The following is a 24,933-nucleotide window of genomic DNA, read 5'->3' as shown; positions in this document are numbered from 1 at the left end:
ACCCTGATGATGGATCTGAAGTTGAGGAGTCAATCATGAAACATCTTGTACGAATGGGTTCACTTATTCAGCAGCAATGGCAATTCTTCTCCCACCTAGGCGTTAGCCAATGGGATATGGAATAGGCAAAGAACTGAGCAATCAGCTCTCGCCATAGGCCAATGTGAAGCTTAAGTAACTTTAGGGATTACGACTCTAGATTAATACCCCATTAATCTTGTCGTAATAAACAAGAGATAAAATGACGAGGCGCAGCAATGAATGATGTAGGTAAAAGTCTCACCCCCAAGATGGCTCAGCGTATCGTGGATGAGGTGATACATAACCACGCTTTATTATCGGACGTCGCCAGCCGCTTTGGCGTTAGTGATGAGATAGTAAGCCAACTCATTAGGCAAAATGAAAAACAAAATGGGTCAGCCGGCCGTTTCAGAATTGAAACCGACAGGGTAGCCCAACAGCTGAATCTGTTAATGCGCGGTTTTAAGTTAAGACGTCATTAACCTAAGTTTGTGCCCTACATTACATAATAAGAATAAAAGAAAGTGGTCGCAGGACGCGAGTGAGGATTAGCGCTAGAGGGCAGTATAAATAACAATAGCCCATGCCATAAGGCGGCCTTAATCATGACAACCATTTTTCATCGAGATACTTTACAGGTGGTATCTCGAGGCGCACCCCCAAAGGCGCTTTTCGTCTGGTGAATAGCAGGATGCTTATTCATCAGACTTTTTCTTTTTGCTATCTCTCTAATCAGCCACCTCTTTTATGAGCCATCTAGGCTTTCCATTAGACTCGCTCATTAGCCTTACCTGCCCTAGTGCAAATAAAACTCCACCGTTTAACCCTTTTTCGCCCCATCGCCGTTAATAGCGCCGTGACTACTTATTTATCATTATCACTCTGCAAACGGAGCAACTTATGACCCAATACAGAAAACCCCGTCTATGGGGCGCTATCATAGTGAGCCTTTTCGGCGCCGCATTACTCACAGTCCAGGCGCAAGCGCAATCACAAGCAACCTCACAGGCTCAGGATTTTCGCCACCTAGAAACTATCGGCAGCAGTCAACTTCTGGTTCAAGCCGATATGGCTGAACTGAAATTTTCCGTGGTGACTAAGGCCAAAACCAGTGCCCAGGCGAAAGCCGAATCCGATAAGGCCCTGGCGAACCTGATAGAAAAATTGCAGCAAATGGGTGTCAACAGACAAGCGATCGACAGTGCGAACCTTAATCTTTCGGCCGACTATCTATATGATCCCACCACACGCCAAAATAACCAGATAGGCTATCAGGCCAGCAGGCAACTGACACTGCAATTACGCCAGTTAGACAGGCTCAACGACATTCTAGACCTCGCCCTCGAGCAAGGGATAAATCGCATTGGGCAGATCAATTTCAAATCCAGCCGATATGAAGAACTGCAGGAAAAGGCGCGACAGCTGGCGATTCAGGATGCCAGACAAAAAGCGCAGTCACTGGCCACAGGATTTGGGGAAACCTTAGGGCAGGTGTGGGAGATCCGCTATCTGCCGCAGTCTCCTACGACTCCCGTTCACTACCGCATGGAAGCGGCAGCCAAGGCCGATATTGGCGCCAGCTATCAGGAAGCGCAGATCACCATCAGAGACAGCGTAGAGGTGATCTACAGGTTGGAATAAAGTGCGGGGTGCGAGGTGCGAGGTGCGAGGTGCACAAGCATAAATGTTCCAGACATAAACACCCACACTTTCCATCCATGGGTGTGGGCATAAATGTTCCAGACATAGAAAAGCTCAACCTAGGTTGAGCTTTTTCATTAGACCGACAGCGCAGACTAATTTAGTTCGGACGTTTTCTTAAATAGGCCAGCACCAGCAGTGTCAGCCCTATCAGCACAAAGGGAACACTCAGCATCTGGCCGACACTGATACTCCAGTCCTGGGCAAACTCGGCCTGACGCACCTTTACAAACTCAATCAGGTAACGGGCGCCAAAAACCAGGGTGAGGAACAGCCCCACCAGCGCCCCTTCCCTGCGCTTCATCTCGGTATAACGATACAGCAGCCAGAGGGTAATAAAGATAACCAAATAGGCCAGCGCCTCATAAAGCTGCGCCGGATGACGGGGCAGCATATCGATACGCTCGAAGATAATCCCCCAAGGCTTGCTGGTCGGCACCCCAACAATTTCCGAGTTGGCAAAATTCGCCATGCGCACAAACACACAGAAGATCCCTGTGGCAATGGCAAGCCGGTCGAGCAGAAACAGAAAAGGCAGTTTCGCCTGACGCTTAAACAGATACATGGCAATCACCACGCCGACTGTACCGCCGTGGCTGGCAAGTCCCCCTTCCCAGATGGCGAAGATTTTCAGCGGATGGGAAAAATAATAACTGGGATCGTAAAACAGCACATGACCCAGTCGCGCCCCGAGCACTATGCCCACCACTGAGTAGATCAGCAGGTTATCCAGAGATTCGACCGGCAGTTTTTCACGGATAAAGATGTGTTTTATCACCTGAAATCCACTGGCGATGGCAAGCGCAAACAGGGCGCCATACCAATGAATCTGTAATCCCATAAAGGAGATCATCACAGGATCGATATTCCAAACTAGGTGGTTCAAATGCTTTGCTCCCTTGTATAAATCAAAGCCTGCCAGCCGAGTGACTCGCGAAAAATTGAGTGACCGAATGGGTGTTTTACGCGCTTCAACATGATTATTCAAGGGATTGTACAATTAAATCCCATTAATTAAAGCGATTTAGCAGGCAGCAAAAACAAGATAAAAAGGCCGAGAAAACTGACTTGTCCGGCCTTTTACTCCATCAGACTCACTAATACTCCATCAGACTAGCTAAGCCTGCTCGGAAAACAACTCGGCAAACTTTTGTAAGCCCTCCGCCATCACCTCATCGGTAATGGTCAGCGCCGGTAGGAAACGGATCACATTGCCATAGAAACCACAGGCCAAGAGCACTAAACCATGTTTGGCCGCATTGGCGATAATCGCCTGGGTCAGGGCGGTGTTTGGCCTATCGACATCGCCCTCTTCTATCAGCTCGATGGCAATCATAGCGCCCTGATGACGCACATCAGCAATCAGTTTTGGATAATCCTGCTGCAGGGCTGTTAGCTGTTCATTAAAGTAGGCGCCTATCTGATTTGCCCGCGCTACCAGATTTTCATCTGCTATCACATCCAACACGGCCAGCGCCGCCGCGCAGCCGACAGGCGAGCCACCATAGGTGCCGCCAAGGCCGCCCGGCAGGGGCGCATCCATGATCTCACTCTTACCCACCACGGCAGAAAGCGGAAAACCACCGGCAATCCCTTTCGCCATAGTGATAAGATCCGGCTCTACACCCGCATATTCACAGCAGAACATCTTGCCTGTGCGCCCAAAGCCAGTCTGGATCTCATCCATAATCAGCACTATGCCGTGCTGGTCGCACAGCTCGCGCAGGGCGCGTAAAAACTCAGGGGGCGCAAGATAGAAGCCGCCCTCGCCCTGCACTGGCTCGACAATAATCGCCGCCACATCACAGGGGGCAATATCCACCTTAAACAGATTGGCGATCGCCTTGAGTGAGTCTTTAACACTGATCCCATGCAACTCAATGGGATAAGGGGCATGAAAAATATCCCCGGCAAAGGGGCCGAACTGATGCTTGTAGGGGCTTATCTTGCCCGTCAGCGCCATGGTCAAATTGGTGCGGCCATGAAAGCCACCGTTAAAGGCGATCACCCCGCGGCGACCAGTATAGGCGCGGGCGATCTTAACGCAGTTCTCCACCGCCTCGGCGCCTGTGGTAACGAAAATCGCCTTCTTGTCGCTCGCGCCTGGGGCAAGCTGAGTGAGCTTTTCCGCCAACTCGACCGCGGACTCATAGGGATTAACCATGACGCAGGTATGGCTGAAGTTATCCAACTGCGCCTTGACCGCCTCGACCACCTTAGGATGACTGTGGCCGGTATTGCACACGGCTATGCCGGTACCAAAATCGATATAGCGCTTGCCTTCCACATCCCAGATTTCAGCATTCTTCGCCCGCTCAACATACACGGGATAGCTGTTGCCTTGTCCGCGGGCAATGACCTTGACCTTGCGCGCCTGTAATTCTGCGTTGTTCATCTTAAACTGTCCTCAGTTAACACCACTGTGATGACTACTTATCTAAGCCACCCAGACACACATACTTAATCTCTAAATAATCATCCAGCCCATATTTAGACCCTTCGCGGCCATTGCCCGACTGCTTCACCCCGCCAAAAGGCGCGGCGGCATTGGAGATAAGTCCCTCATTGACACCGACCATGCCATATTCCAGCCCCTCGGCGACACGGAAGATACGTCCGATATCCCTAGCGTAGAAGTAGGCCGCTAAGCCATATTCGGTATCATTGGCCAGCCTGATCGCCTCCTCTTCGCTGTCGAAACTGATGATGGGCGTAACAGGGCCAAAGATCTCATTGCGCGCCAGCGGCATGGCGTTGGTGACATTGGTGACTATCACAGGTTCGAGGAAGCTCTCACCCAGGGCGCTTGGCTCGCCGCCGGTTAACACCTTCGCGCCCTGAGCCCGGGTCTCCTCCACCAACTTAAGCACACTTTGTACCGCCGATGGCGAGATCATAGGCCCAACACTAATGCCATCCCCCAAGCCATCGCCAACCCTGAGATTGGCCACGGCAGCGGTAAACTTCTCGGTAAATTCTGCCGCGATCTTATTTTGCACCAAGATACGGTTAGTGCAGACACAGGTTTGACCGGCGTTGCGGTATTTGGAGAGCAGCGCCCCCTGCACGGCGGCATCGATATCGGCGTCATCGAATACGATAAAGGGGGCATTGCCGCCAAGCTCCATGGAGACTTTCTTGACACTGCTAGCGCACTGAGCGAGCAGCAGCTTGCCCACGGCGGTCGAACCGGTGAAAGTAAATTTGGCCACATCGGGATGCTGGGTCAGCACCTTGCCCATGCCCACCGCATCTTCTCCCACCACCACATTGAATACCCCGGCCGGAATACTGGCGCGCTCGGCCAGCTCGGCCATGGCCAAGGCAGATAGCGGAGTCGATGGCGACGGACGCACCACAAAGCTGCAACCTGCGCCCAGCGCTGCCGCCGCCTTACGGGCGATCATCGCATTGGGGAAGTTCCAGGGCGTAATAGAAGCCACAACACCCACGGGCTGTTTGATCACTAAGATACGTTTGTCATTGGCGGGCGCCGGAATGGTATCGCCATAAATGCGCTTGCCCTCTTCAGCAAACCAATCGATAAAGGCGGCGCCGTAGGCGATCTCCCCCTTGGCCTCCGCCAACGGCTTGCCCTGCTCTAAGGTCAGCAGACGGCCTAAATCTTCCTGATGTTGCATCATCAGATTAAACCAGTTACGCATCAGCGCGGCACGCTCGTTAGCCGACTTTTTCGACCAGGCAGGCAAGGCTTTTTTCGCCGCCAGTATGGCCGCCTCAGTCTGCTGAATGCCCGCATCTGCCACCCTGGCGATCACTTGCTGATTGGCCGGGTTGATCACCTCGAAGTGTTTATCACTCTCCAGCCACTGCCCATCTATATAGGAGGCGAGTTTAATCAGCCCCTGATCTTGTATTCCTTGCATAATCACTCCCACAAGCTATCGCTCGACTTAAGGCATCTATTTGCCTATTGAATCCTAAATCCAGCTCAGGTTAAATACCAAATAATCAACATAAAGTTTTATAGCTGTAAAACTAATGAGAATTTCCCATGAGTAAGAGCTCCATCATCCCCAAGACAGTCACAGAATATGATCTGCGTCTGCTGCGTATTTTCCGCACTGTAGTGGAGAATGGTGGCTTTGCCGCCGCCGAGGCGGAGCTGGGGGTGACCCGCTCCACCATAAGTGTGCACATGGCGAATCTTGAGAGTCGCATGAAGCTCAAACTCTGCCGTCGAGGCCGGGGAGGGTTCGCTCTCACCGAAGCGGGGCAATCTGTGTATCACGCCTGTATCGAACTGTTCGACTCGCTCGATACTTTCGCTATGTTTGTGAATAATTTAGGCGAAGAGTTGATCGGCGAGCTGGTGATCCTCTGTGCCGATCAGTTGGAACACACACTGCAGCAAAAACTGGCACAGGTGATCGCTTATATCCATGCCCGCCAGCCCCAACTTCATCTAATTTTAGATGGTGAAGCCCTGCACCAGATCGAAAAATCCCTGCTACAGGATAAGGCCCATATCGGCCTGCTACCCAGCTACCAGCAGATCCAGGGGTTGCACTATCGCACTATTTTCAGCGAACCCATCTACCTCTGTTGCAGTAAGGAACATCCCTATTTTCACCTCAAAGATGAGGAGATCAGCGCCGAAATGCTGGCCAAGACCCCCTCTATCCACCCAGGTATCGATATCGATCCCGAGGGACGCGAGCAATTAAAGCGCCTGAACCTGTCGGCTAAGGCCTATCAGTTTGATACTCGTAAAACCTTAATTCTGTCTGGCTGTTATATAGGTTACCTGCCCCTGAGCTATATCCAGCAGGAACTCAGCGCCGGGCAGATGAAGATTATTCACAGCGAGCAAGCCAGCTATCAGTTCAATCTCTCCATGGTGTTTAAACATGCGGCGCGGGAATCGGCCAAGGTGGATCTGCTGGTAAATGCCTTTAAAACTGTGTTTAACCTCAGTGAGCCACAGCAAAATCGGGATATATCTCCCATGAATCCGACTCAAAAGTAGACATATCTCTAATTTATTTAAAAAGCATAAATAGAAGTAAAAACATCTAGACGTCTAAATTGACACTTGTATTAGGATCTCCTATTCTCTATTCCCACAAATGGATCCATTTCGTTTGCGCGAAGTGTTCCGGCTAGGAGGCAAAGGAACCCTGGGGATTTACCTGTATTTCAATTGACGTTCTTCGGCGCAAGACGTCTTAGTAAGAGAGAACACACTTTGACAACATCATCTGACACCAGCAACACGCCGTCCTTTGTTGCCCTATTACCACTGTTTCTGTTTCTGGCCCTGTTTATCGGTGCCGGCCTCTACTTTCAAAGCCAGGGCGTTGATTTCGCCTTCTATCAGTTACCCAGTGTTGTAGCCATTTTGCCAGCCATCATACTGGCGCTGTTTATCTCGAAACAGAAACTCAACCAGAGTATCGAAACCTTTATCGGCGGGATCGGCCATGCCAACATCATCGCCATGTGTCTTATCTATCTGCTGGCGGGCGCTTTCGCCGCGGTAGCCAAAGCCACGGGTGGTGTCGATGCAACCGTTGCCTTAGGTCTGTCACTCGTGCCCTCTAATCTGCTACTGCCCGGTTTCTTCGTGATCGCCGCTTTTATCGCGACCGCCATGGGTACCTCTATGGGCACCATAGCCGCCGTAGCGCCTATCGCGCTGGGGGTTGCCGATCAGGCACAGATAGATCTCGCCCTAATGGCTGGTGCAGTTATGTCTGGCGCCCTGTTTGGCGACAACCTGTCGATCATTTCAGATACCACAATCGCCTCGACCCGTACTCAAGGCTGTGAAATGAAGGACAAGTTCAAAGAGAACCTGATCTTCGCCATCCCAGCATCGCTTATCACACTGGTGCTGTTTACCTTAGCCGCCCAGGGACAGGCCGATATTGCCGCCCAGGAGATCGACTTTATTAAGGTACTGCCCTACCTGACCATCTTAGTGCTGGCGGTAGCTGGGCTGAACGTATTTGTGGTGCTAACTGTGGGTATATTACTTGCTGGTATCTCAGGTCTGCTCACCACAGACTATGGCGTGATCAAGTTTGGTCAAGATATCTATGCCGGTTTTAGCAATATGCAGGAGATCTTTATTCTGTCTATGTTGGTGGGTGGCCTCGCGGCACTGATGCAGCAAGCCGGTGGTTTGGCCTATGTAAACAAGCAGATTGAAAAACTGATCGTGCGTTTCTCCAAGGCCAAGGGTGAGGCTTCTCCTCGCGCCGCCGAGCTCGGCATGGCTGGTATAGTTGCACTGACCAACACCTGTGTCGCCAACAACACTGTTTCTATTGTGGTCACGGGTGACATTGCCAAGGAACTTGCCGGGAAGCATCAGGTAACACCCAAACGCGCCGCCAGTATGCTGGATATCTTCTCCTGTATTATTCAGGGCCTTATCCCTTACGGTGCCCAGGCATTACTTATCGCCTCTACCTTCAGTATCAGCCCGCTGGAAGCCGTTAGTCACGCCTGGTACTGCCTAGTGCTGGCCGTCGTTGCGGTAGTGATAGTGACAATCCGTAAGCGTCACTAATCGCTTAAGCTACTGATACAAAAGTCACTGATATACAAGTTACTAAACTCATAGTATCTTACAGTCGCTCATCTGCGCGGCTGTAAGATAAACGCATTTGGGAGTTTAAAAACTAAGCTAATTCACATAGACTGTCACCATAGGGATATCATTTTATTGCGACAGGCCAAGAGGGAATGCTTTCACTGGCACATTTTAGTCGCAAGTAAAAAGCCAAAAATTAAGAGAGCCCAACCATTCGTGCTCTTTGTAAAACAATAAACTGGCAAACTTATGACAAATGAACATCCAATAAATTACGATTTCCATCGTATGGTAGTAATTGCCATTCTAGCTGGGGCTTTTATCTCCGCCCTAGGCATCTCGATCACCTTTATGGCTAAATTTGCCCAAATTGGCCCGCTGGTTTTTAATCAAAGACCCGATTATCTCGGTAACTATATCGACTCTCCCCTGGCCTATATCTTTAATATGGGACTGATTGTCGCCGGCCTATGCATCCTGCTGGCCATGTACGGGCTGCAACAACTGCGCCTGGCGGAGATTGGCAAATATATCGCCATGTCAGGTTATCTGGTGGGGATGTTTGTCATCCTAATCGGCATCTACCCCATTAACTATCTGTTTGAACACAGGCTATTTTCCACCGGCTTTTTGATAGCGACCCTGCTGCTCTATGTTCTCACCCTTTGTGCCCGGCTCAATCACAAGCAGCTCTGCTCCCGTCCCCTGTTTGTGGTCAGCCTGCTGGGGTTCCTTGCCGCGGCAAGCCTCACGGCTCTGCTGGACTGGCAGACTCTGGATTTCTATCCCTGTCCTCATCAATCTCAGAGGTTTTGTCTTGTCTCGTTTGTCATGTGGTGTCAGACCAGCCTGGTGGTGATCTGGTGCATCACGCTGGCGATCGGCATCAAGAAGCTCGCCAGACAGAGCTATCACGATGCGATCACCACTAAGATGTCGGCCAGTTACCAATAGATCTGGTGACGGATAAACAGGCTGTCAATTAAACCCTATGCGGATCGCCCACTATATTGCCCAGACTGGATACTGCTCCCGCCGCGCAGCCGCAAGGTTGATCCGCGAAGGCAGGGTCACACTCGATGGCGCCCTAGCCAAACACGTCGACCAACTCACGCTGAACCAAACCACACAGCAAACGGCGAGCCTTATCTGTATCGACGGCCAGGCTTTGGGGGCCATTGCCGACAAGGTTTACTGGCTGCTCAATAAAGCCGTTGGCACAGATTGTCGCCTGAGGCCAGAAGACCCAAGCAGCCTTATTCACCTGCTACCTAAGCAGCCACGCCTGTATCCCGTTGGGCGTCTCGATAAAGACTCCCACGGGCTACTGCTGCTGACCAATGATGGCGAGCTGGCCCAAAGATTGATGCACCCCAGCTTTGCGCACCACAAACGCTATCATGTCGAGCTGGACAAGCCATTTAATGAGTATTTCCTCGCCCGGATGGCCGCAGGCGTTAGCTACAAGAAGGTAACCACTCTGCCTTGCCAGGTTAGCCGACTGAGCGACCGCCGTTTCGAGATAGTCCTGACCCAAGGCTTAAATCGCCAGATCCGCCGCATGAGTCAGGCCCTTGGCTACAGGGTGATTGACCTTAAGCGTATCGCCATCCAGTCCCTGCAACTTGGCGATCTTGCCAGTGGTGAGATGCGGCCATTAACGGCGCAGGAAATTCAAGACCTGATGGCCAGTCTTAAGGCTTAAAGCTACCACCTACGAGCTACGAGCTACGAGCTACGAGCTACGAGCTACGAGCTACGAGCTTAAGGCTTAGCACACCCGACTCTATACCCGTGTATGCCTGTATATGCCTGCACCTCACTTTTTTTGATAGTATCGTCTGATTGATACTCCTCAAGGTGACTATGCGATGAAAGCCTCTTATCTATCCCTCATTTTGCTATTGGGTCTGTCTATTTCCGGTTGTAGCACTGTGCCTGTTACCGCTCCCAAGGAAGAGGTTGCATTATCTAAGTCCCAGCAAACCCTGCTGCAGAATTCAGCCAAAGTGAAATCGACACTGTATCAACAATATACCCAGTGGAAAGGCACCAAATACCAGATTGGCGGGCTGAGCAGCAAAGGGATCGACTGTTCGGGCTTTGTGTATGTGACTTACAGGGATAAGTTCGGTATCAAGCTACCCAGGGCGACGGATCATCAGAAAAATGTCGGCACTAAAGTTTCAAAGAAAGAGTTAAAGGCCGGGGATCTGGTTTTCTTTATGACGGGAAGATCCCAAAGGCATGTGGGTATTTACCTAGAAGAGGGGAAATTTTTGCATGCGTCCACCTCGAAAGGCGTGATGATTTCCAGGCTGAGTGATTATTATTGGAAGGATAAATTCTGGCAAGCCAGACGGATTGGCCGCTGATTCGACTTTGGTTCTTGCCAAATTTCAGCCGCCGCTGCAGGCCAGTGTCCAACTATTTTCAATATCACAGGCCTCTGTGAGACTCCCATAATGCTTCCTCATGCTTATTTCTACTCGAAATACCTAAAGCGGTGCTTAAAATAAAAAATGTGCAAAATTTAGACTAGAGTTCAATAGCCAATCAAACCACTTGTTTGTATACCTAAACCCACCCTAGAAAAAATGCACAGGAAAATGCCATGAATCATCCTATTTCAGATCATATCCCGCGAGAGGCCTTCGATTGGTACGATGAATATGCCCATGGCATGATGGATCGCCGCACCTTTATCGGCAAACTTACCAGCCTGGTGGCTCTGGGGTATTCGATGACCCTGCTCACCAGCGCCCTACTGCCCAATTATGCCCTAGCCGAACAGGTCTCCTTTAACGATCCCGATATCAAGGCCAGCTACCAGAAATTTGCCTCGCCTCAGGGGCACGGTGAAGGTCAGGGCTATCTGGTAGTGCCCACCAATAACACGGGTAAGCTGCCAGTCGTGCTGGTTGTCCACGAAAACCGCGGCTTAAATCCCTATGTGAAAGATGTGGCTCGCCGTCTGGCCAAGGCAGGATTTATCGCCTTCGCCCCCGATGCACTCTATCCGCTTGGAGGTTATCCCGGCAATGACGATGAAGGCCGGGCGATGCAGAGCAAAATGGATCGCGACAAGATACAGCAGGACTTTGTCGCGGCGGCCAGGTTTCTAAAAACCCATAAAAACGGCAATGGCAAGCTGGGCGCCGTGGGTTTCTGCTTCGGGGGTTACATAGTGAATTACCTTGCGGCGGTGGACAGCCAACTGCTGAGTGCCGGTGTGCCCTTTTACGGAACACCCGCCAGTGAGGCCCTACGACAAAACATCAAGGCGCCGCTGCTGATCCAGCTTGGGGAGCTGGACAATAGGGTCAACGCCACTTGGCCGGACTATGAGAAAGACCTTAAATCACTTGGTGTCGAGTATCAGATGCACATGTATAAGGGCGCCATGCACGGCTTTCATAACGACTCGACTGCCCGTTATGATGAGAAAAACGCCGAGTTGGCCTGGCAGCGTACTTTAGCCTTCTTTAACGACAAGCTGGCGTAGCTGCCATGAAAGCGTAAAACACTGCCATAAAAATAGGAATAAGAAACAAAAAGGCACTTAAGCGGTTAACTTAAGTGCCTTTTTAATGCTGATTTATGGCTAAGCCTCAGTCACAAGATCAGCCCAGAAGATTAATGCACTATCTCCATCTCTGCCAGTAGGTTATCGGCATTATCCAGATACTTCATCACCCACAGCATGTAGCGGCTGTCGACCTGAATAGAGCGGTTGGTTTGTGAATCATAACCCCAGTCACCTATGATGCTCTCATACACACCATCGAACAGCAGACCCACGAGTTCGGCGCGGCCGTTCAGGGTTGGTGAGCCTGAGTTACCCCCTGTGGTATCTAAGGTCGAGAGGAAGTTCACAGGTACAGAGTCGATGGCTTTCATATAGTATTCGCCATATTGCTTCTGCTTGATCAGCTCCAGCTGCTTAGCCGGGGCATCGAATGGCGTTTCGCCGGTCGCCTTAGCGGCAAGACCTTCTAGGCGAGTGAAAGGCACGGCAACCAAGCCATCCTGAGGCGAGTAACCTTTAACATTACCCACAGTCACACGCAGGCTAGAGTTAGCATCGGCGTACACAGGCTTACCCAGTGACTTGTTGTAGGCTATGATGGCAGCCATAAACTCTGGACGCACCTTCATCAGCTTACCCGCCAGTTCCTTAGATTTTTTCTCCTCGGCCATATCTGTGTCATACAGGGCAACGGCGAACTGGATCATAGGATCTTTCGAGGCCTTAAAATCGGCAACGGACTTGTTCATCCACTCAAGGCGCGTCTCTTTATCGCCAAGCTTGGTACCTGCATACATCTTATCTAACGTCTTGACCAGCTTAGCCTCGTCAAACTTCTTACCAATGCCGAACGCCTTATCCAGCGCAGGCAGACGATCTTCAGTCGGCAGTTTGGCGTAACGCTTTAGCATATCCAGCACTAGGGCCTTATCGACGCTGGCCGCATAACGGCGATCGATACGTTCCATGCTGGAGGTGAAACGAGTCATATCGCGCTCTTGATAACCTGGCTCGCGGGCCATGTCATCCAGTTGCTTCTCGTTAGCCAGACGGTATAGACGACGAGCAGTCGGCAGCATGGTGGTGTAACCCAAATAGCCCAGTATGATGTCGCGCTCCTGGTTCTGCTGGCCTTCAACAATCAGCTTGTCCAGCTCGTTCAGGGTCTTGCCATATTGTGCCTTACGCTTGCTGTCCTGCTCAATCCATGCAGAGAGCTCGGCTTCCAGCGCCTTACGGTCGGCCAGCATGGTCGATTTGCCGTAAAACTCGATCATAGAAGTGAAGTTTTTAGCGTAGTTGGCCAGACCCGCGATCAAACTTTCATACTTAATACGTTCATCGCTGCCCTCAGGCGCGGTTGCTTTGATCAGCTCGATAAAACGTTCACGCAGCATCTTACCTTCCGGATACGCCCACTCGAACTGGTTCTGCACTTCATTGGCGGTGCGATAACGGTTGGTACGACCTGGGTAACCGGCGACCATAACGAAATCACCTTCGCTGACCCCTTTAGCCGACACTTTCAGGAAGCTCTTTGGCTCGTAAGGCACGTTGTCTTTGCTGAAATCCGCAGGCTTGCCCTCTTTTGACACATAACCTCGGTAGAAGGAGAAGTCTCCCGTGTGGCGTGGCCACATCCAGTTATCGATATCGCCGCCATATTTACCTACGCTGACCGCCGGGTTGTAAACCAGGCGCACATCGCGGATCTCAAGCTGCTTAATCAGATAATATTCCAGTCCGCCGTGGAAGCTGTAAACCTGACAGCGATAGCCATCCTGTGCCTCACACTGGGCAACCAGGGCTTTCTCTTTGGCTTCAATGCCCCGATAAAAAGCGTTACCCACCTGGCTACCTAGACCCTCTTTGACCTTATCGGTCACATTGGTCACTTCCTCGGTCACATAGATACGAGAACCAGGAGTCGCCGGCAGCTCCTCGGAGAAAGATTTAGCCAGGAAGCCATCTTTAAGCAGGTTTTTCTCGGGTGTCGAGTTGTACTGGATTGAGCCATAGGCACAGTGATGGTTAGTCACGACCAGGCCCTTTGGCGAGACAAATGATGCCGTACAACCACCTAGGCTGATCACGGCATTCATTGGGAATTCGGTCAATTTAGAAATTGATTTAGCATCGATTTCTAATCCCTTGGCCTTGAGTTCGTCGGCCATTGCTGGAAGCTGGTAAGGCTGCCACATACCTTCGTCGGCGTGGGCAGCAAACGCGGTCGCTAGCGCTGCGGATAAGATTAATTTTTTCATTTATAAATCCATTTTTATTATGCTTTAAGGTCATAGCAATCAATGCCGAACGGTCGGCACTCCCTGACTTTCCATGTGATAGATACAAAAAAGCCGGGTAAGACCCGACTTTATCACAAAAGGCTTAAAATTCACCTAAATTGGCATGCATTCAAACGAGATGAAGTTGTAAGCAACTGTAAAATAGCTGATTAGGATGATGCCATTTAAGTTACGCGCTACAGGGCAACCCACAATTGCGCGGCGATAATAATCACCCCTAATATGCCAGACAGCACCAGTGCGGGTTTGCCGCCGCTAACTTGATAACCACCCAGCTTTTGCACACGCTGCTGCAACGCCATGGCAATCGGCAGGAAGATAATCATCACCACCAGCGGGATCGCCGCAAAACCCAGCACCTGAATAAAACCATCAGGATAGTAGAGAGCACACAGGAGTGGCGGCACAAAGGTCACCAGCCAGGTTTGAATACGGCCAGGCACATTCTCTTTGGCACGGGTCAGCTCGGCAATATAGTCAAACAGACTCATGGTCACCCCGAGGAAAGAAGTGATAAGTGCCAGGTTAGCAAACAGATCGATACACTGTTGCAAAACAGAGGAGTGTGCCAACCCTTGCAGGGCGCCAACCAACTTAGGCAAGGAACCCTCGAAACCATGAACCGTCGCGCCGCCCACTGTGCCTAAGGTCACCATAAGCCAAAGTATGTAGCAGACTAAAGGAATGGTGGAGCCTATGATCAACACCTTACGCAGCGCCATCGCCTCACCATCTAAGTAACGCACGATTGTGGCGATACACACATGGAAACCAAAGGAGGTGAAAACCACAGGAATCGCGGCTAACCAAAGGTTACCCAACTCGCCCTTAGAGACCAGAGTGCTGGCCGACTCACGCAGAATATAAGCCGGATTCACTTCCGGCAGCAGAAAGAACACAACCACCACAAACAGCGCCACCATAGCGGTGAACAGTAGTCTGGAGGCCTTGTCTATCCAGGCCACGCCGATCGCGATAAAACCACCGAAAATCAGCGTGAAGAGTAATATTGCCGTGTTACGACTCATCTCTATGCCTAATGGCTCGAAACGGGATTCCAGCAAGGATGAGCCGCCCATCAGGTACACCATGGTCAGGGCAAACAGCAGGCTTAAGAAAGAGGCGCCCTGGATAAACTGTCCCACCTTACCCAGAGTCATGCCTGTGATCATATGCACATTGAGGCCAACCCCAGCGCGCAGGTTAATCTCTAACATTAACAAAGAGGTATAGATAGATATGCCCCAGATGGCCACTAACAGCAGTAAGGCGGGAATCGTCCCCAATGACGCGGTGGCCAGCGGCAGTGCCAACATGCCGCCCCCAATAGCGGTTCCTGCAACTATGGCAATAGAGCCAAGCATTTTTAAGTTCACAAAATTGTCCTGTCTTTTATTTATCTTTAATTTGGAAGGTCAGATCTAGAACGGCTTCAAAGGCGGGATTTAGCAATGGTACAAATCAAGCTTAGCCTCCGAATCGAACAAGCAGATCGCAAAACCTCATGATCTGAGTAGGATTGGCCTCAACAGCTTAATTCATCTAATTCTTCGATATCTAATTAAGCTCCTGAGGCGAACTAAATCGCGGCAAATATCGATAGAACTGATTCATCGCTACCTTAACTCTATAAATATGACTGTCTGGCACATTAACAGAGGCAAACTCAGTGAGCAAGAGGCTTGGCTGCAAACTGATACTAAGCCTCTTATGAGATACAGCTTTAAAACAGAGCAACAACTAAATCGTTGCGAACTGTTAATCCCATAAGCGAAAATTCAACCAAAATGACAAACTCAGGCACCTCCCCTTAACTTGCCAACTGAGTCGAAAACCGTATAATGACGCCACGACTTTAGGGGAGTAGCTAACGTGAACCACAACCGCTGCCGGTTCGGCGCAAAGGTTCACGGGTGAGTATCAACATACTTGGCCACATGCCATGGTGCTCACAGCAAGTTTGTGTCACACAATTTGCCCAGCAAGACCTAAGTATGGTTACCGCTCAATCTTTAGGGGGCGGCGGACTATGCTTGGATTTTTTGCCCCCTAAGGACCTGTTATGGAAGCTTTACTTGCCTCAACCCTCACTGTGGCTATTGCCGAAATTGGCGATAAGACCCAGCTGTTAGCCCTCATTCTTGCGGCGCGATTCAAAAACAAAACGGCGATAATCTTAGGGATCTTACTCTCTACCCTGGCGAACCATTTTGCGGCCGCCTGGTTTGGTCAATGGGCGATAGACTGGCTCAGCCCTGCAATTGCCACTTATCTGGTTGCCTTCTCCTTCTTCGCCATCGCGCTCTGGGTGTTAGTGCCGGATAAGGTGGATGCCGAGGAGAGCCGCTTCTATCAAATGGGCCCTTTCCTTGCGACTTTTATCCTGTTTTTCCTGGCCGAGATGGGCGACAAGACCCAGGTGGCAACCGTGATCTTATCGGCCAAATATGACGCGCTGGCCATGGTCGTTGCGGGCACTACTCTGGGGATGATGATAGCCAATGTGCCCGTGGTGATTGCCGGTCACTTCAGCGCCGATAAGCTGCCGCTCACCTGGATCCACCGTGGCTGCGCCCTGCTGTTCTTCCTGCTCGGTGTCGCCACCCTGATCTGGTAAAGCCAGAGACGGGGGCCGAGAGCCGAGAGCGAGGAACGTGGTGCGAGGGGGAAAGCCGAGCGCCCAAAACAAAGAAGCCAGTGGTAATTCCACTGGCTTCTTTATCTCCCGTTAACGATTACAAGCCTAAGGCCTGTTTGATGCGCTGACCATAGTCGCTATCGGCCTGGATAAAGTGCTCCAGCATGCGGCGCTGCACATCCAGACTCGCCTGACGGAGTGAACCGGATATGGTGGTGATCAGGCGCTGTTTTTCCTCTTCGGAGAATAAACGATACAGATCTCCCGCCTGGGTATAATCATCCTGACCATAACGGCTGTAACGGGCCGCTTCGCCGTCCAATCTCAGTGGTGGCTCGGCAAAATCGACCGATTCGGTTAATGCCGCACTTGTGGTATTCGGACCATAGTTGGCACTGGCATCGCCGCCCGTCTGGCTGCCGCTTAATGGGCACACAGTCCCGGCCATCGCACCGCCACGTTGATGGTGATTCGCCTTAGTTGCATGGGGGCAGTTTACCGGCAACTGATTATAGTTAGCCCCGATGCGGTAACGCTGGGCATCGGCATAGGCAAACAGACGCGCCTGTAACATCTTATCGGGCGATGCGCCCACACCCGGCACCAGATTGCTTGGCGCCAACGCCACCTGCTCCACTTCGGCAAAGTAGTTCTGTGGCATACGGTTCAGCTCAAGCACACCGATTTCGATCAGCGGATAATCTCCATGGGGCCATACCTTGGTCAGATCGAACGGATTGATATGATAACTGTTGGCATCGGCCTCAGGCATGATCTGCACATTAACACTCCAGCACGGGAAGTTGCCATCCTCAATGGCGGCGACCATGTCACGCTGGGATGAGTCGGGATCGATCCCCTTTAACATATCCGCCTGCTCATTAGTTAAGTTGGCCACCCCCTGCAGAGACTTGAAGTGGAACTTGACCCAGAAACGCTCCCCTTTGGCATTCCAGAAAGAGAAAGTGTGTGAACCATAGCCGTGCATCTGACGATAGTTGGCAGGAATACCACGATCCGACATCAACACAGTCACCTGATGCATGGCCTCAGGATTAAGTGACCAGAAGTCCCACATCGCCTGGGGATCTTTAAGGTTAGTCATAGGGTTACGCTTCTGAGTATGGATAAAGTCCGGGAACTTGATGCCATCACGCAGGAAGAAGGTCGGTGTATTGTTACCCACTATGTCGTGATTACCGCGCTTAGTGTAGAAACGCAGGCCAAAACCTCTAGGATCACGCTCGGCGTCCGCTGAGCCCATCTCACCGCCTACGGTTGAAAAGCGCACAAAAGTCTCAGTCTGTTTGCCTTCGCCGATGAAGTGTTCCGCGATAGTGTAATCGCTCAGATCTTTTGTCAGGGTAAAAGTACCGTAAACCCCTGTGCCCTTGGCATGCACCACACGCTCGGGGATCCGCTCACGGTTAAAGTGAGCTAGCTTCTCGATTAAGTGCCAGTCTTGCAGTAGTAATGGTCCGCGCTCGCCCGCTGACAGTGAGTTTTGATCGTCGCTTACCGGGGCGCCGTTCTGGCTGGTTAAGGGGTAATTCATTGAAGTGCTCATCTTTTTTCTCCTAAAGTGTATTTGGTTGCGCTTGTGTTCAAGCTGCTGCGCTAAATGGTTACGCTTTGTTGTTAATCCAATCTTCAATCAAGTCATAAAGGGTGGACATGGCGATAACTCCTCTTGCGGTGATATCAATTCGCTGTCTCGATGAAGAAATAGTAAGTTAATCGACAAAACAGATAAAGCGATTAAAACAGATGAGATTGATTTGTTTTTTAGATTAAAAATACCGTTCGTGATGGATAGACCTAAAACGGACTAAAGAAGTGTTGGAGATATCAGAGATGTGAGAAATGTGAGATGTTCGGTATGAACAGATGAAGGCAGCACTAGAATAAACAAGAAGATAATCGACAAGCGACAGCAAGAGAAGAGCCATCAGCCACAGAGGATAAAGCCATCAGCCACAAAGGAGTATGCTCTCCTTAGCTGCGATAACAAAAAAACCAGAAGAAACTTTAGGAGATTAGCCGGTTAACTCTGACTCGGCTCGATAAATTTTTACCAGATAATAAGCATCGATCAGCACAATAAAGAAGTTCACCAATGCCACCGGATAGGCCGAAATAGCCGTACCATAGGCGACAAACAGCGCCGCGCCAATCAGGTTCCACCAGCGCAGTTTCTTGATATTGGCCATCATAAGAGAAAAAGCCACCACCACAGAGGCCAGATAACCTACCCATTCCCAAATCGTTGCAGCTTCCATAAAGCCACCTCAGTTAACCAGAGACCTGTTTAGTATGGATAACAAATTGGCTAAGTGACAAATCGACTCAGTGGCAAATTGACTAAGTGGTAATTTGACTCAATGACAAACTAAACGGCTTTCTGGGAAGCCGTTTAATCGGGTAAGGTGTTTGAATTGAGTTATCGTTTAACGACTGCCGCCGTCATGCGTGAGATACAGCAAAGATCGCCACCGCTGTTATGAATTCGCACCTCCCATACTGAGCTGCGTTTACCCAGGTGCACCGGCCTGGCGGTTGCCGTTAAGGTACCATTGCGTGAGGCCTTAAGATGATTGGCATTGATCTCCTGACCAACGCAATAGTACTGGGTAAAATCCACCGCAAAATTGGCCGCATAGCTGGCGACGGTTTCCGCCAGCGCCACATTCGCGCCACCATGGACTATGCCTAATGGATTATGTACTGCGGGCGATGCTGGCATAGTGGCTTTCATATAATCGTCGCCAATTTCAACTATTTTAATCCCTAACGTTTGCATCAATGTTCCTTGGCCGCCCATACCGGCGTCCATTTTTTCACAATCTTGCAGGGTGACAGGTCTAAACCAAATGCTCATCTGATATTCCATTTTCATTAGCAAAAAGAGAAGCCTAGTCTACTGGGTTCAGGCGTAAGATGAAACTGGAAACCTCAGGCTCAACAGGCGCAAAAAAACAAACAGCTAACGGTGGGGGTTCAATCGAATACAGAGGATCAGTGGTTGGAATCTAAGGCAGAAACATTGTGCTGTGCCCAGCGTAACAGCTCGACACGATTACGGGATTGGGTCTTTCTAAAAATAGAGGAGATATGCGCTTTTACTGTGTGCTCGCTGATACAAAGATGATCGGCTATCTCGCGATTTCTGGCGCCACTGGACACCAGCTGAATAATAGTGCGCTCTCTGCCCGTCAATTGCTGCAGCATGGCGACCGAATCCGGAGTCAGTTCAAGCTCAGTATCCTGGCTATTGACCAGGCGTCTAAACACTTTGGAGATCAAGGGCCTGTCATACCAAAGCTCATCACCCACCATTTTTCTCAGCCCTGTGAGCAAAAGATCCATTCTCTGATCGGAAAAAAGCAATCCACGTATTCCCAGCAGCAAAGCTGACTCAGGTACTAAACTGCCGCGTTCAACCAGATAAAGAGCGACCGGCACATGGGGCAGTAATCTAGGGACAATCAAGGGCACACCCTGGCTATCCAGTGCGGCTCCCTGCTGGGCGATAAGATAAAAACTGTTACGATCCCGCTCGGGATCGAGATCGCTCACCTGCTTGATAATGCGAGTCTTTAATCCTATCGACTCTGCCAAAATGGCTACATGACAAGGCGTTGAAAGCTGGTGTAAAAACACCAACTCATAGGTTTTACTCATTCAGTTCTCTCCCTGAAAAGTTTCCAATCGACCTAGATGTTGCGATCCCCAAGCCCGCCAATAACACTCACTTGTACCTGCTACTAAGCATAATCAAACCGCTATGAAAACTATTCTTCCAGTATGGCACATACGCTTTGAAGGCAAATCATTACCTAAGGTTAATATAAGCAGTTAGCTGACGATTATGCCAACGAGACAGGGTTATCACGCACACTATGGCGCCCAGCAGCGCCATCGCCATGTCCGATTGAGTGTCCCACACATAGCCTTGTGTGCCGAGAAATGACTCTGCATCCTCGCCGATGAGCACTGCAACCCACCATTCGATCAACTCGTACAAGGCCGATAACGCCAAAGCAAAACAGCAGACAAAGAAATTACACCAGGCGCCGGGCTTTACCATGGCAACACGAATAATCACCTCTCTGGCCAGCAGTGCCGGAATGAAACCCTGAGCGAAATGCCCGACTTTATCGTAATTATTGCGCTCACTGCCCATCCACTCGGCCAGTGTATCGAACAGCGGCACCTCGGCATAAGTGTAATGCCCACCAACCATAAGGATGACAGCATGGATAAGGATCAGTACATAGGCTAAAGAGGTCAAGGGAAAGCGCTTGCGGGTGAAATAAAGAATTGGCAAGGCGAGCAGCGCCGGTACCACCTCAAGGAACCAGGTCAGGGTCTCTTTAGGATGAATCCCAGACCAGATTAAGACAACAAAAAACAGTAAGAGCCACAGAGCCGTTTTATTCAAAATGGATACTCCTTAGACGATATTGTTTTAACATTAAATTAATAATTTTAGCCATCTAGCCCTCCACACTGACAAAAAAAAGTGCTATTTTGAGGGTGCTCCGACGATTATGATACAAAAATGACCATCACATAATAGCAACAACCGACGAAGAGGGTACCCCAATCATGGCGAAACACTCGCTGGACAAGGATAAGATCAAGATCCTGCTGCTGGAAGGCGTTCACCAATCTGCGGTAGATGTGTTTAAGCGCGCAGGTTATAACAACATTGAATACCACAAAGCCTCCCTTGGCGAAGTCGAGTTACTCGATGCCGTTAAGGATGCCCATTTTGTGGGGCTTCGCTCCCGAACCCAGCTCACTGACTCCGTATTACAACATGCCGACAAGCTGGTTGCGATCGGCTGTTTCTGTATCGGCACCAATCAGGTGGATCTGAGCGCCGCAGAGAAACTGGGGATCCCGGTTTTCAATGCGCCATTCTCTAATACCCGTAGCGTTGCCGAACTGGTGCTGGGCGAGATCATCATGTTGCTGCGTGGCATACCTCAGCGTAACGCCATCTCACACCGTGGCGGTTGGTTAAAAAGTGCCGCAGGCAGCTTCGAGGCCAGGGGGAAAACCCTAGGGGTTATCGGGTATGGTCATATAGGTACTCAGCTCGGGATCCTTGCCGAGACCTTGGGCATGCGCGTCATGTTCTACGATATTGAAGACAAACTGCCGCTGGGAAACGCTCAGCAGGTGCACTCAATGGAACAGCTGCTTTCCCTGGCCGATGTGGTCAGTCTGCATGTGCCTGAAACACCGCAGACCAAGGAGCTAATCGGCAAAGAACAGCTATCTTGTATGCGCCCAGGCAGCATATTAATCAACGCTTCCCGCGGGACTGTGGTGAACATTGAAGCCCTGGCCGATGCCATCAAGGAGCAGCATCTTGCCGGCGCCGCCATCGACGTATTCCCTATCGAGCCCAAGTCAAACGATGATGAGTTTATCAGTCCGCTGCGCGGGTTGGACAATGTGCTCCTGACGCCACATATAGGTGGCAGCACCCAGGAAGCGCAGGAAAACATAGGTATCGAAGTGGCCGGTAAACTGGCGAAATATTCAGACAATGGCTCGACCATGACGGCTGTTAATTTCCCCGAAGTCTCCCTGGCTCAACATAAAGATACCTCGCGTCTGCTGCACGTGCACCATAACCGTCCCGGTATCCTGATCAAGATTAACCAGGCGTTTGCAGAAAAAGGCATTAACATCGCGGCCCAATACCTGCAAACCACGGCGGATATTGGTTATGTGGTCATGGAAGTGGACTCAGATCAGGCTGAAGAGGCCCTGGAAGAGTTGAAGGCGATTGATGGCACCATCAGAACTCGCCTGTTGTTCTAAACTATCGTCTGATCTCACCATCCCTTAAGCCGCCATGAGCAAACTCTGGCGGCTTAATTATCAATCCCAAAAAACAGCTTTATCTCTGAGAGTTTGAGCCTTTGCGCACGATTTAATTAGGGTTACAATCAAGGCTCAATTTGTTTACCTCTTGGACTTATTCATGACAGTGTCGACCTCTTCGCCAACCTGGCCACTAAACGGCCCCACACCCGAACTGTTTTTTTCCCAACTATCTCACCTGGGGTTAATCACCATCACAGGCGAACAGGGACACAGCTTTATTCATGGTCAGGTGACAACCGATATCAGCTCACTGGAAGCGGATCAGTGGCGCTGGGGCGCTCACTGTGATCCTAAAGGCAAGATGCTCGCCAGTTTCAGAACCTTCGCCAAAGATGGCACCCTCTTCATGCTGATGCCAAAGACGACCCTGAGCCAAGATCTGCCTCAGTTGCAGAAATATGCAGTGTTCAGCAAAGCCGAATTAACCGACGCCAGCGACAACTGGCTCTTATTGGGTGTTGCCGGTGATAAGGCCTCTAACTGGTTAAGCACACAATTTGGCCCATTAAGCCCAGAGCTGACTCTGATTGATTCTGGCTTTATCCTGCACCATGACGGCCGCTATATTCTCGGCGTCAGTAAGGCGGCAAGCGACAATCTGCTCAACCAAATTGACGCCCCCATCTACCATGCTTCGGCTTGGCAGGCACTGGAGATCCTTGCCGGATACCCCAATATCGACGCCAGCCATTCATCACAGTTTATCCCCCAGATGTGTAACCTACAGGCACTCAATGGCATCAGCTTTAATAAAGGCTGTTACATGGGACAGGAAACTGTGGCCCGCATGAAATACCGTGGCGGCAATAAGCGCGCCCTCTATATTGTCAGCGGTAGTATAGGCTCGCCCGTCGCCGCCGATAGCCAGTTAGAGATAGCACTGGATGACAGTTATCGCCGCGCTGGCACCATTGTCGAACTGGTACAAAGGGATGGCCAAGTGCTGTTCACTGCGGTATTAGCCAACGATACACCTATGGATGCCAAGCTGCGTATCGCTGGCGACCCGGCATCGGATTTAAGCCTATTGCCTCTGCCTTATTCTCTCGAAGAGGAAGCATAACAAGGGCAAGCCATCAGGGCTGACCCGAAATGGCTAAAGAAAAAAGGCGCATGATGCGCCTTTTACTGTTTATGGTGTACGGTTAATTTTATTTTATCGCTGATCCAGACAGCTAAGTTTGGATCTCATGCCAAGTTTAAGTTTCATTATGAGCGTCACGCACCTTAATCGCCTCATCTAAGATCAGTTTAAACTGCTCGACCAGGGCTGGATCAAAATGTTTACCCGCCTCGCTCTCAATCAAGGCCATAGTCTCCTCTATGGTCCAAGCTTTCTTATAGGGGCGAATCGAGGTCAAGGCATCGAATACATCGGCAATCGCCACAATCCGTCCTTCGATAGGGATATCTTCACCGGACAGCCCCTTAGGATAACCGCTGCCGTCCCACTTCTCGTGGTGACTCAGGGCGATGCGCCGCGCCATCTCCAATAGCGGATCGTTATGCTCCCCTATGATCTCGGCGCCAATTTCGGCGTGGCGCTGCATCTCCAGCCACTCCTCATCATCGAGTTTACCCGGTTTTTTCAAGATGGAATCCGGCGTACCTATCTTGCCTATATCATGCATGGGGGCAGCGTTATAAAGCAGTTCACAGTAAGTGTCAGGCATCCCTAGCTGCTGGGCAAGCAGCCGGGCATAATGACTCATCCTGATCACGTGTAATCCTGTCTCATTGTCTTTATATTCTGCGGCACGACCGAGACGACGGATGATCTCAAAACGGGTTTCTTCCAGCTCTTTGGTTCGCGCCTTGACCTCTTGTTCCAACAGGCGTTTCTGATCATATAAGGCCAGGTGAGTCCTGACTCTGGCCTTGACCACCGGCGCACTCACAGGCTTAGTGATATAGTCGACCGCCCCCAGTTCGAAGCCCTGAGTCTCATCTGAGACTTCAGAGAGCGCAGTGACAAAAATCACCGGGATATGGCAGGTGAGTGGGTCCTGTTTTAAGCGTTTACACACCTCATAACCGTTCATGCCCGGCATCATGACATCGAGCAAAATAATATCTGGACTGCTTTTAGCCGCTAAGGCCAGGGCTTTAGGACCATCGATAGCCACTTTTACTTTATATTCACTGCCTAAGATACCAACCAGAATATCGATATTTTCCGGCGTATCATCTACAACTAACACAGTGGCATTATCCATAACCCCTCCGTCAAGTAAAAAAGTCGTACAAGCCTATTGAGTATAGCTAGCCGTCC

Annotated in this window: 22 protein-coding genes; 11 read left to right on the top strand and 11 right to left on the bottom strand. The window is 50.6% G+C overall.

What is annotated here, in order from left to right; genetic code table 11:
- The first annotated feature begins 257 nt into the window (after positions 1 to 257).
- Together LZP69_RS09070 and LZP69_RS09065 are read left to right on the top strand one after the other, a co-directional pair.
- Positions 258 to 503, top strand: a complete 246-nt coding sequence (locus tag LZP69_RS09070) for a hypothetical protein (protein WP_234200014.1) — start codon at positions 258 to 260, stop codon at positions 501 to 503.
- Positions 504 to 921: 418 nt separating this feature from the next.
- Positions 922 to 1,662 (top strand): SIMPL domain-containing protein, encoded by a 741-nt coding sequence (locus tag LZP69_RS09065; protein ID WP_234200012.1) that lies wholly within the window; start codon positions 922 to 924, stop codon positions 1,660 to 1,662.
- Positions 1,663 to 1,822: 160 nt separating this feature from the next.
- On the opposite strand, the gene lgt is transcribed toward LZP69_RS09065, so the two are convergent.
- From lgt to LZP69_RS09050, 3 genes are all read right to left on the bottom strand, one after another.
- Positions 1,823 to 2,608 (bottom strand): prolipoprotein diacylglyceryl transferase, encoded by a 786-nt coding sequence (lgt, locus tag LZP69_RS09060; protein ID WP_234200010.1) that lies wholly within the window; start codon positions 2,606 to 2,608, stop codon positions 1,823 to 1,825.
- A gap of 231 nt (positions 2,609 to 2,839) precedes the next feature.
- Positions 2,840 to 4,117, bottom strand: a complete 1,278-nt coding sequence (gene gabT, locus LZP69_RS09055) for a 4-aminobutyrate--2-oxoglutarate transaminase (RefSeq protein WP_234200008.1) — start codon at positions 4,115 to 4,117, stop codon at positions 2,840 to 2,842.
- A 34-nt stretch (positions 4,118 to 4,151) separates the two neighbouring features.
- Entirely contained in the window at positions 4,152 to 5,609 is a 1,458-nt protein-coding gene (locus tag LZP69_RS09050; RefSeq protein WP_234200007.1) for an NAD-dependent succinate-semialdehyde dehydrogenase, read from the bottom strand.
- Between the two features lie 128 nt (positions 5,610 to 5,737).
- On the opposite strand from LZP69_RS09050, the gene LZP69_RS09045 reads away from it, so the two are divergent.
- From LZP69_RS09045 to LZP69_RS09020, 6 genes are all read left to right on the top strand, one after another.
- On the top strand, positions 5,738 to 6,712 hold the full coding sequence (locus LZP69_RS09045) for a LysR family transcriptional regulator (protein WP_234200006.1): 975 nt from the start codon (positions 5,738 to 5,740) through the stop codon (positions 6,710 to 6,712).
- Positions 6,713 to 6,931: 219 nt separating this feature from the next.
- Positions 6,932 to 8,260 (top strand): Na+/H+ antiporter NhaC family protein, encoded by a 1,329-nt coding sequence (locus LZP69_RS09040; RefSeq protein ID WP_234200005.1) that lies wholly within the window; start codon positions 6,932 to 6,934, stop codon positions 8,258 to 8,260.
- A gap of 273 nt (positions 8,261 to 8,533) precedes the next feature.
- Positions 8,534 to 9,238: a DUF998 domain-containing protein gene (locus LZP69_RS09035; RefSeq protein ID WP_234200004.1), complete on the top strand. Its 705-nt coding sequence runs from the start codon at positions 8,534 to 8,536 to the stop codon at positions 9,236 to 9,238.
- 37 nt (positions 9,239 to 9,275) lie between these two features.
- Positions 9,276 to 9,989: a 23S rRNA pseudouridine(2604) synthase RluF gene (locus LZP69_RS09030; protein ID WP_234200003.1), complete on the top strand. Its 714-nt coding sequence runs from the start codon at positions 9,276 to 9,278 to the stop codon at positions 9,987 to 9,989.
- A 166-nt stretch (positions 9,990 to 10,155) separates the two neighbouring features.
- A complete protein-coding gene (locus LZP69_RS09025) occupies positions 10,156 to 10,659 on the top strand; it encodes an NlpC/P60 family protein (protein ID WP_234200001.1) in 504 nt (167 codons plus the stop codon).
- A gap of 239 nt (positions 10,660 to 10,898) precedes the next feature.
- Positions 10,899 to 11,789, top strand: coding sequence for a dienelactone hydrolase family protein (locus LZP69_RS09020; protein ID WP_234199999.1), 891 nt, complete (start codon positions 10,899 to 10,901; stop codon positions 11,787 to 11,789).
- A gap of 131 nt (positions 11,790 to 11,920) precedes the next feature.
- Here the strand turns inward: LZP69_RS09020 and LZP69_RS09015 are convergent, their stop codons facing one another.
- Together LZP69_RS09015 and LZP69_RS09010 are read right to left on the bottom strand one after the other, a co-directional pair.
- A complete protein-coding gene (locus LZP69_RS09015; RefSeq protein ID WP_234199998.1) occupies positions 11,921 to 14,077 on the bottom strand; it encodes a S46 family peptidase in 2,157 nt (718 codons plus the stop codon).
- A 218-nt stretch (positions 14,078 to 14,295) separates the two neighbouring features.
- Positions 14,296 to 15,495: an aromatic amino acid transport family protein gene (locus LZP69_RS09010; protein WP_234199997.1), complete on the bottom strand. Its 1,200-nt coding sequence runs from the start codon at positions 15,493 to 15,495 to the stop codon at positions 14,296 to 14,298.
- A 686-nt stretch (positions 15,496 to 16,181) separates the two neighbouring features.
- Between LZP69_RS09010 and LZP69_RS09005 the strand changes: the two genes are divergently transcribed.
- Entirely contained in the window at positions 16,182 to 16,736 is a 555-nt protein-coding gene (locus LZP69_RS09005; RefSeq protein ID WP_234199996.1) for a TMEM165/GDT1 family protein, read from the top strand.
- A gap of 118 nt (positions 16,737 to 16,854) precedes the next feature.
- On the opposite strand, the gene katB is transcribed toward LZP69_RS09005, so the two are convergent.
- The 5 genes from katB to LZP69_RS08980 all read right to left on the bottom strand — a co-directional run bounded on the left by katB (position 16,855) and on the right by LZP69_RS08980 (position 21,198).
- Positions 16,855 to 18,312, bottom strand: a complete 1,458-nt coding sequence (gene katB, locus LZP69_RS09000; RefSeq protein ID WP_326490259.1) for a catalase KatB — start codon at positions 18,310 to 18,312, stop codon at positions 16,855 to 16,857.
- A gap of 481 nt (positions 18,313 to 18,793) precedes the next feature.
- A complete protein-coding gene (locus tag LZP69_RS08995; protein ID WP_234199994.1) occupies positions 18,794 to 19,036 on the bottom strand; it encodes a hypothetical protein in 243 nt (80 codons plus the stop codon).
- Between the two features lie 161 nt (positions 19,037 to 19,197).
- Positions 19,198 to 19,635, bottom strand: a complete 438-nt coding sequence (locus tag LZP69_RS08990; RefSeq protein WP_234199993.1) for a PaaI family thioesterase — start codon at positions 19,633 to 19,635, stop codon at positions 19,198 to 19,200.
- A 137-nt stretch (positions 19,636 to 19,772) separates the two neighbouring features.
- Complete coding sequence (locus LZP69_RS08985; protein ID WP_234199991.1) at positions 19,773 to 20,438, bottom strand: helix-turn-helix transcriptional regulator; 666 nt, start codon at positions 20,436 to 20,438, stop codon at positions 19,773 to 19,775.
- 151 nt (positions 20,439 to 20,589) lie between these two features.
- A complete protein-coding gene (locus LZP69_RS08980) occupies positions 20,590 to 21,198 on the bottom strand; it encodes a DUF2238 domain-containing protein (protein ID WP_234199990.1) in 609 nt (202 codons plus the stop codon).
- A 167-nt stretch (positions 21,199 to 21,365) separates the two neighbouring features.
- On the opposite strand from LZP69_RS08980, the gene serA reads away from it, so the two are divergent.
- Entirely contained in the window at positions 21,366 to 22,595 is a 1,230-nt protein-coding gene (serA, locus tag LZP69_RS08975) for a phosphoglycerate dehydrogenase (RefSeq protein ID WP_234199988.1), read from the top strand.
- Between the two features lie 163 nt (positions 22,596 to 22,758).
- Positions 22,759 to 23,724, top strand: a complete 966-nt coding sequence (gene ygfZ, locus LZP69_RS08970; RefSeq protein WP_234199987.1) for a tRNA-modifying protein YgfZ — start codon at positions 22,759 to 22,761, stop codon at positions 23,722 to 23,724.
- Positions 23,725 to 23,860: 136 nt separating this feature from the next.
- Here the strand turns inward: ygfZ and LZP69_RS08965 are convergent, their stop codons facing one another.
- Positions 23,861 to 24,877, bottom strand: coding sequence for a response regulator (locus tag LZP69_RS08965; protein ID WP_234199986.1), 1,017 nt, complete (start codon positions 24,875 to 24,877; stop codon positions 23,861 to 23,863).
- Positions 24,878 to 24,933 lie beyond the last annotated feature (56 nt).

The organism is Shewanella sp. AS1, assembly GCF_021412565.1.
Classification (GTDB): Bacteria; Pseudomonadota; Gammaproteobacteria; order Enterobacterales; family Shewanellaceae; genus Shewanella.
The sequence above is the reverse complement of the archived record's forward strand: the minus strand, read 5'-3'. Positions and strand labels throughout refer to the sequence as shown.

What these genes read in the sequence shown, in the direction of transcription:
- LZP69_RS09070 (WP_234200014.1), top strand. Translation starts at nt 258, where the DNA reads ATGAATGATGTAGGTAAAAGTCTCACCCCCAAGATGGCTCAGCGTATC.
- LZP69_RS09065 (WP_234200012.1), top strand. Translation starts at nt 922, where the DNA reads ATGACCCAATACAGAAAACCCCGTCTATGGGGCGCTATCATAGTGAGC.
- gabT (WP_234200008.1), bottom strand. Translation starts at nt 4,117, where the DNA reads ATGAACAACGCAGAATTACAGGCGCGCAAGGTCAAGGTCATTGCCCGC.
- LZP69_RS09050 (WP_234200007.1), bottom strand. Translation starts at nt 5,609, where the DNA reads ATGCAAGGAATACAAGATCAGGGGCTGATTAAACTCGCCTCCTATATA.
- LZP69_RS09045 (WP_234200006.1), top strand. Translation starts at nt 5,738, where the DNA reads ATGAGTAAGAGCTCCATCATCCCCAAGACAGTCACAGAATATGATCTG.
- LZP69_RS09035 (WP_234200004.1), top strand. Translation starts at nt 8,534, where the DNA reads ATGACAAATGAACATCCAATAAATTACGATTTCCATCGTATGGTAGTA.
- LZP69_RS09030 (WP_234200003.1), top strand. Translation starts at nt 9,276, where the DNA reads ATGCGGATCGCCCACTATATTGCCCAGACTGGATACTGCTCCCGCCGC.
- LZP69_RS09025 (WP_234200001.1), top strand. Translation starts at nt 10,156, where the DNA reads ATGAAAGCCTCTTATCTATCCCTCATTTTGCTATTGGGTCTGTCTATT.
- LZP69_RS09020 (WP_234199999.1), top strand. Translation starts at nt 10,899, where the DNA reads ATGAATCATCCTATTTCAGATCATATCCCGCGAGAGGCCTTCGATTGG.
- LZP69_RS09015 (WP_234199998.1), bottom strand. Translation starts at nt 14,077, where the DNA reads ATGAAAAAATTAATCTTATCCGCAGCGCTAGCGACCGCGTTTGCTGCC.
- LZP69_RS09005 (WP_234199996.1), top strand. Translation starts at nt 16,182, where the DNA reads ATGGAAGCTTTACTTGCCTCAACCCTCACTGTGGCTATTGCCGAAATT.
- katB (WP_326490259.1), bottom strand. Translation starts at nt 18,312, where the DNA reads ATGAATTACCCCTTAACCAGCCAGAACGGCGCCCCGGTAAGCGACGAT.
- LZP69_RS08995 (WP_234199994.1), bottom strand. Translation starts at nt 19,036, where the DNA reads ATGGAAGCTGCAACGATTTGGGAATGGGTAGGTTATCTGGCCTCTGTG.
- LZP69_RS08990 (WP_234199993.1), bottom strand. Translation starts at nt 19,635, where the DNA reads ATGAGCATTTGGTTTAGACCTGTCACCCTGCAAGATTGTGAAAAAATG.
- LZP69_RS08985 (WP_234199991.1), bottom strand. Translation starts at nt 20,438, where the DNA reads ATGAGTAAAACCTATGAGTTGGTGTTTTTACACCAGCTTTCAACGCCT.
- serA (WP_234199988.1), top strand. Translation starts at nt 21,366, where the DNA reads ATGGCGAAACACTCGCTGGACAAGGATAAGATCAAGATCCTGCTGCTG.
- ygfZ (WP_234199987.1), top strand. Translation starts at nt 22,759, where the DNA reads ATGACAGTGTCGACCTCTTCGCCAACCTGGCCACTAAACGGCCCCACA.
- LZP69_RS08965 (WP_234199986.1), bottom strand. Translation starts at nt 24,877, where the DNA reads ATGGATAATGCCACTGTGTTAGTTGTAGATGATACGCCGGAAAATATC.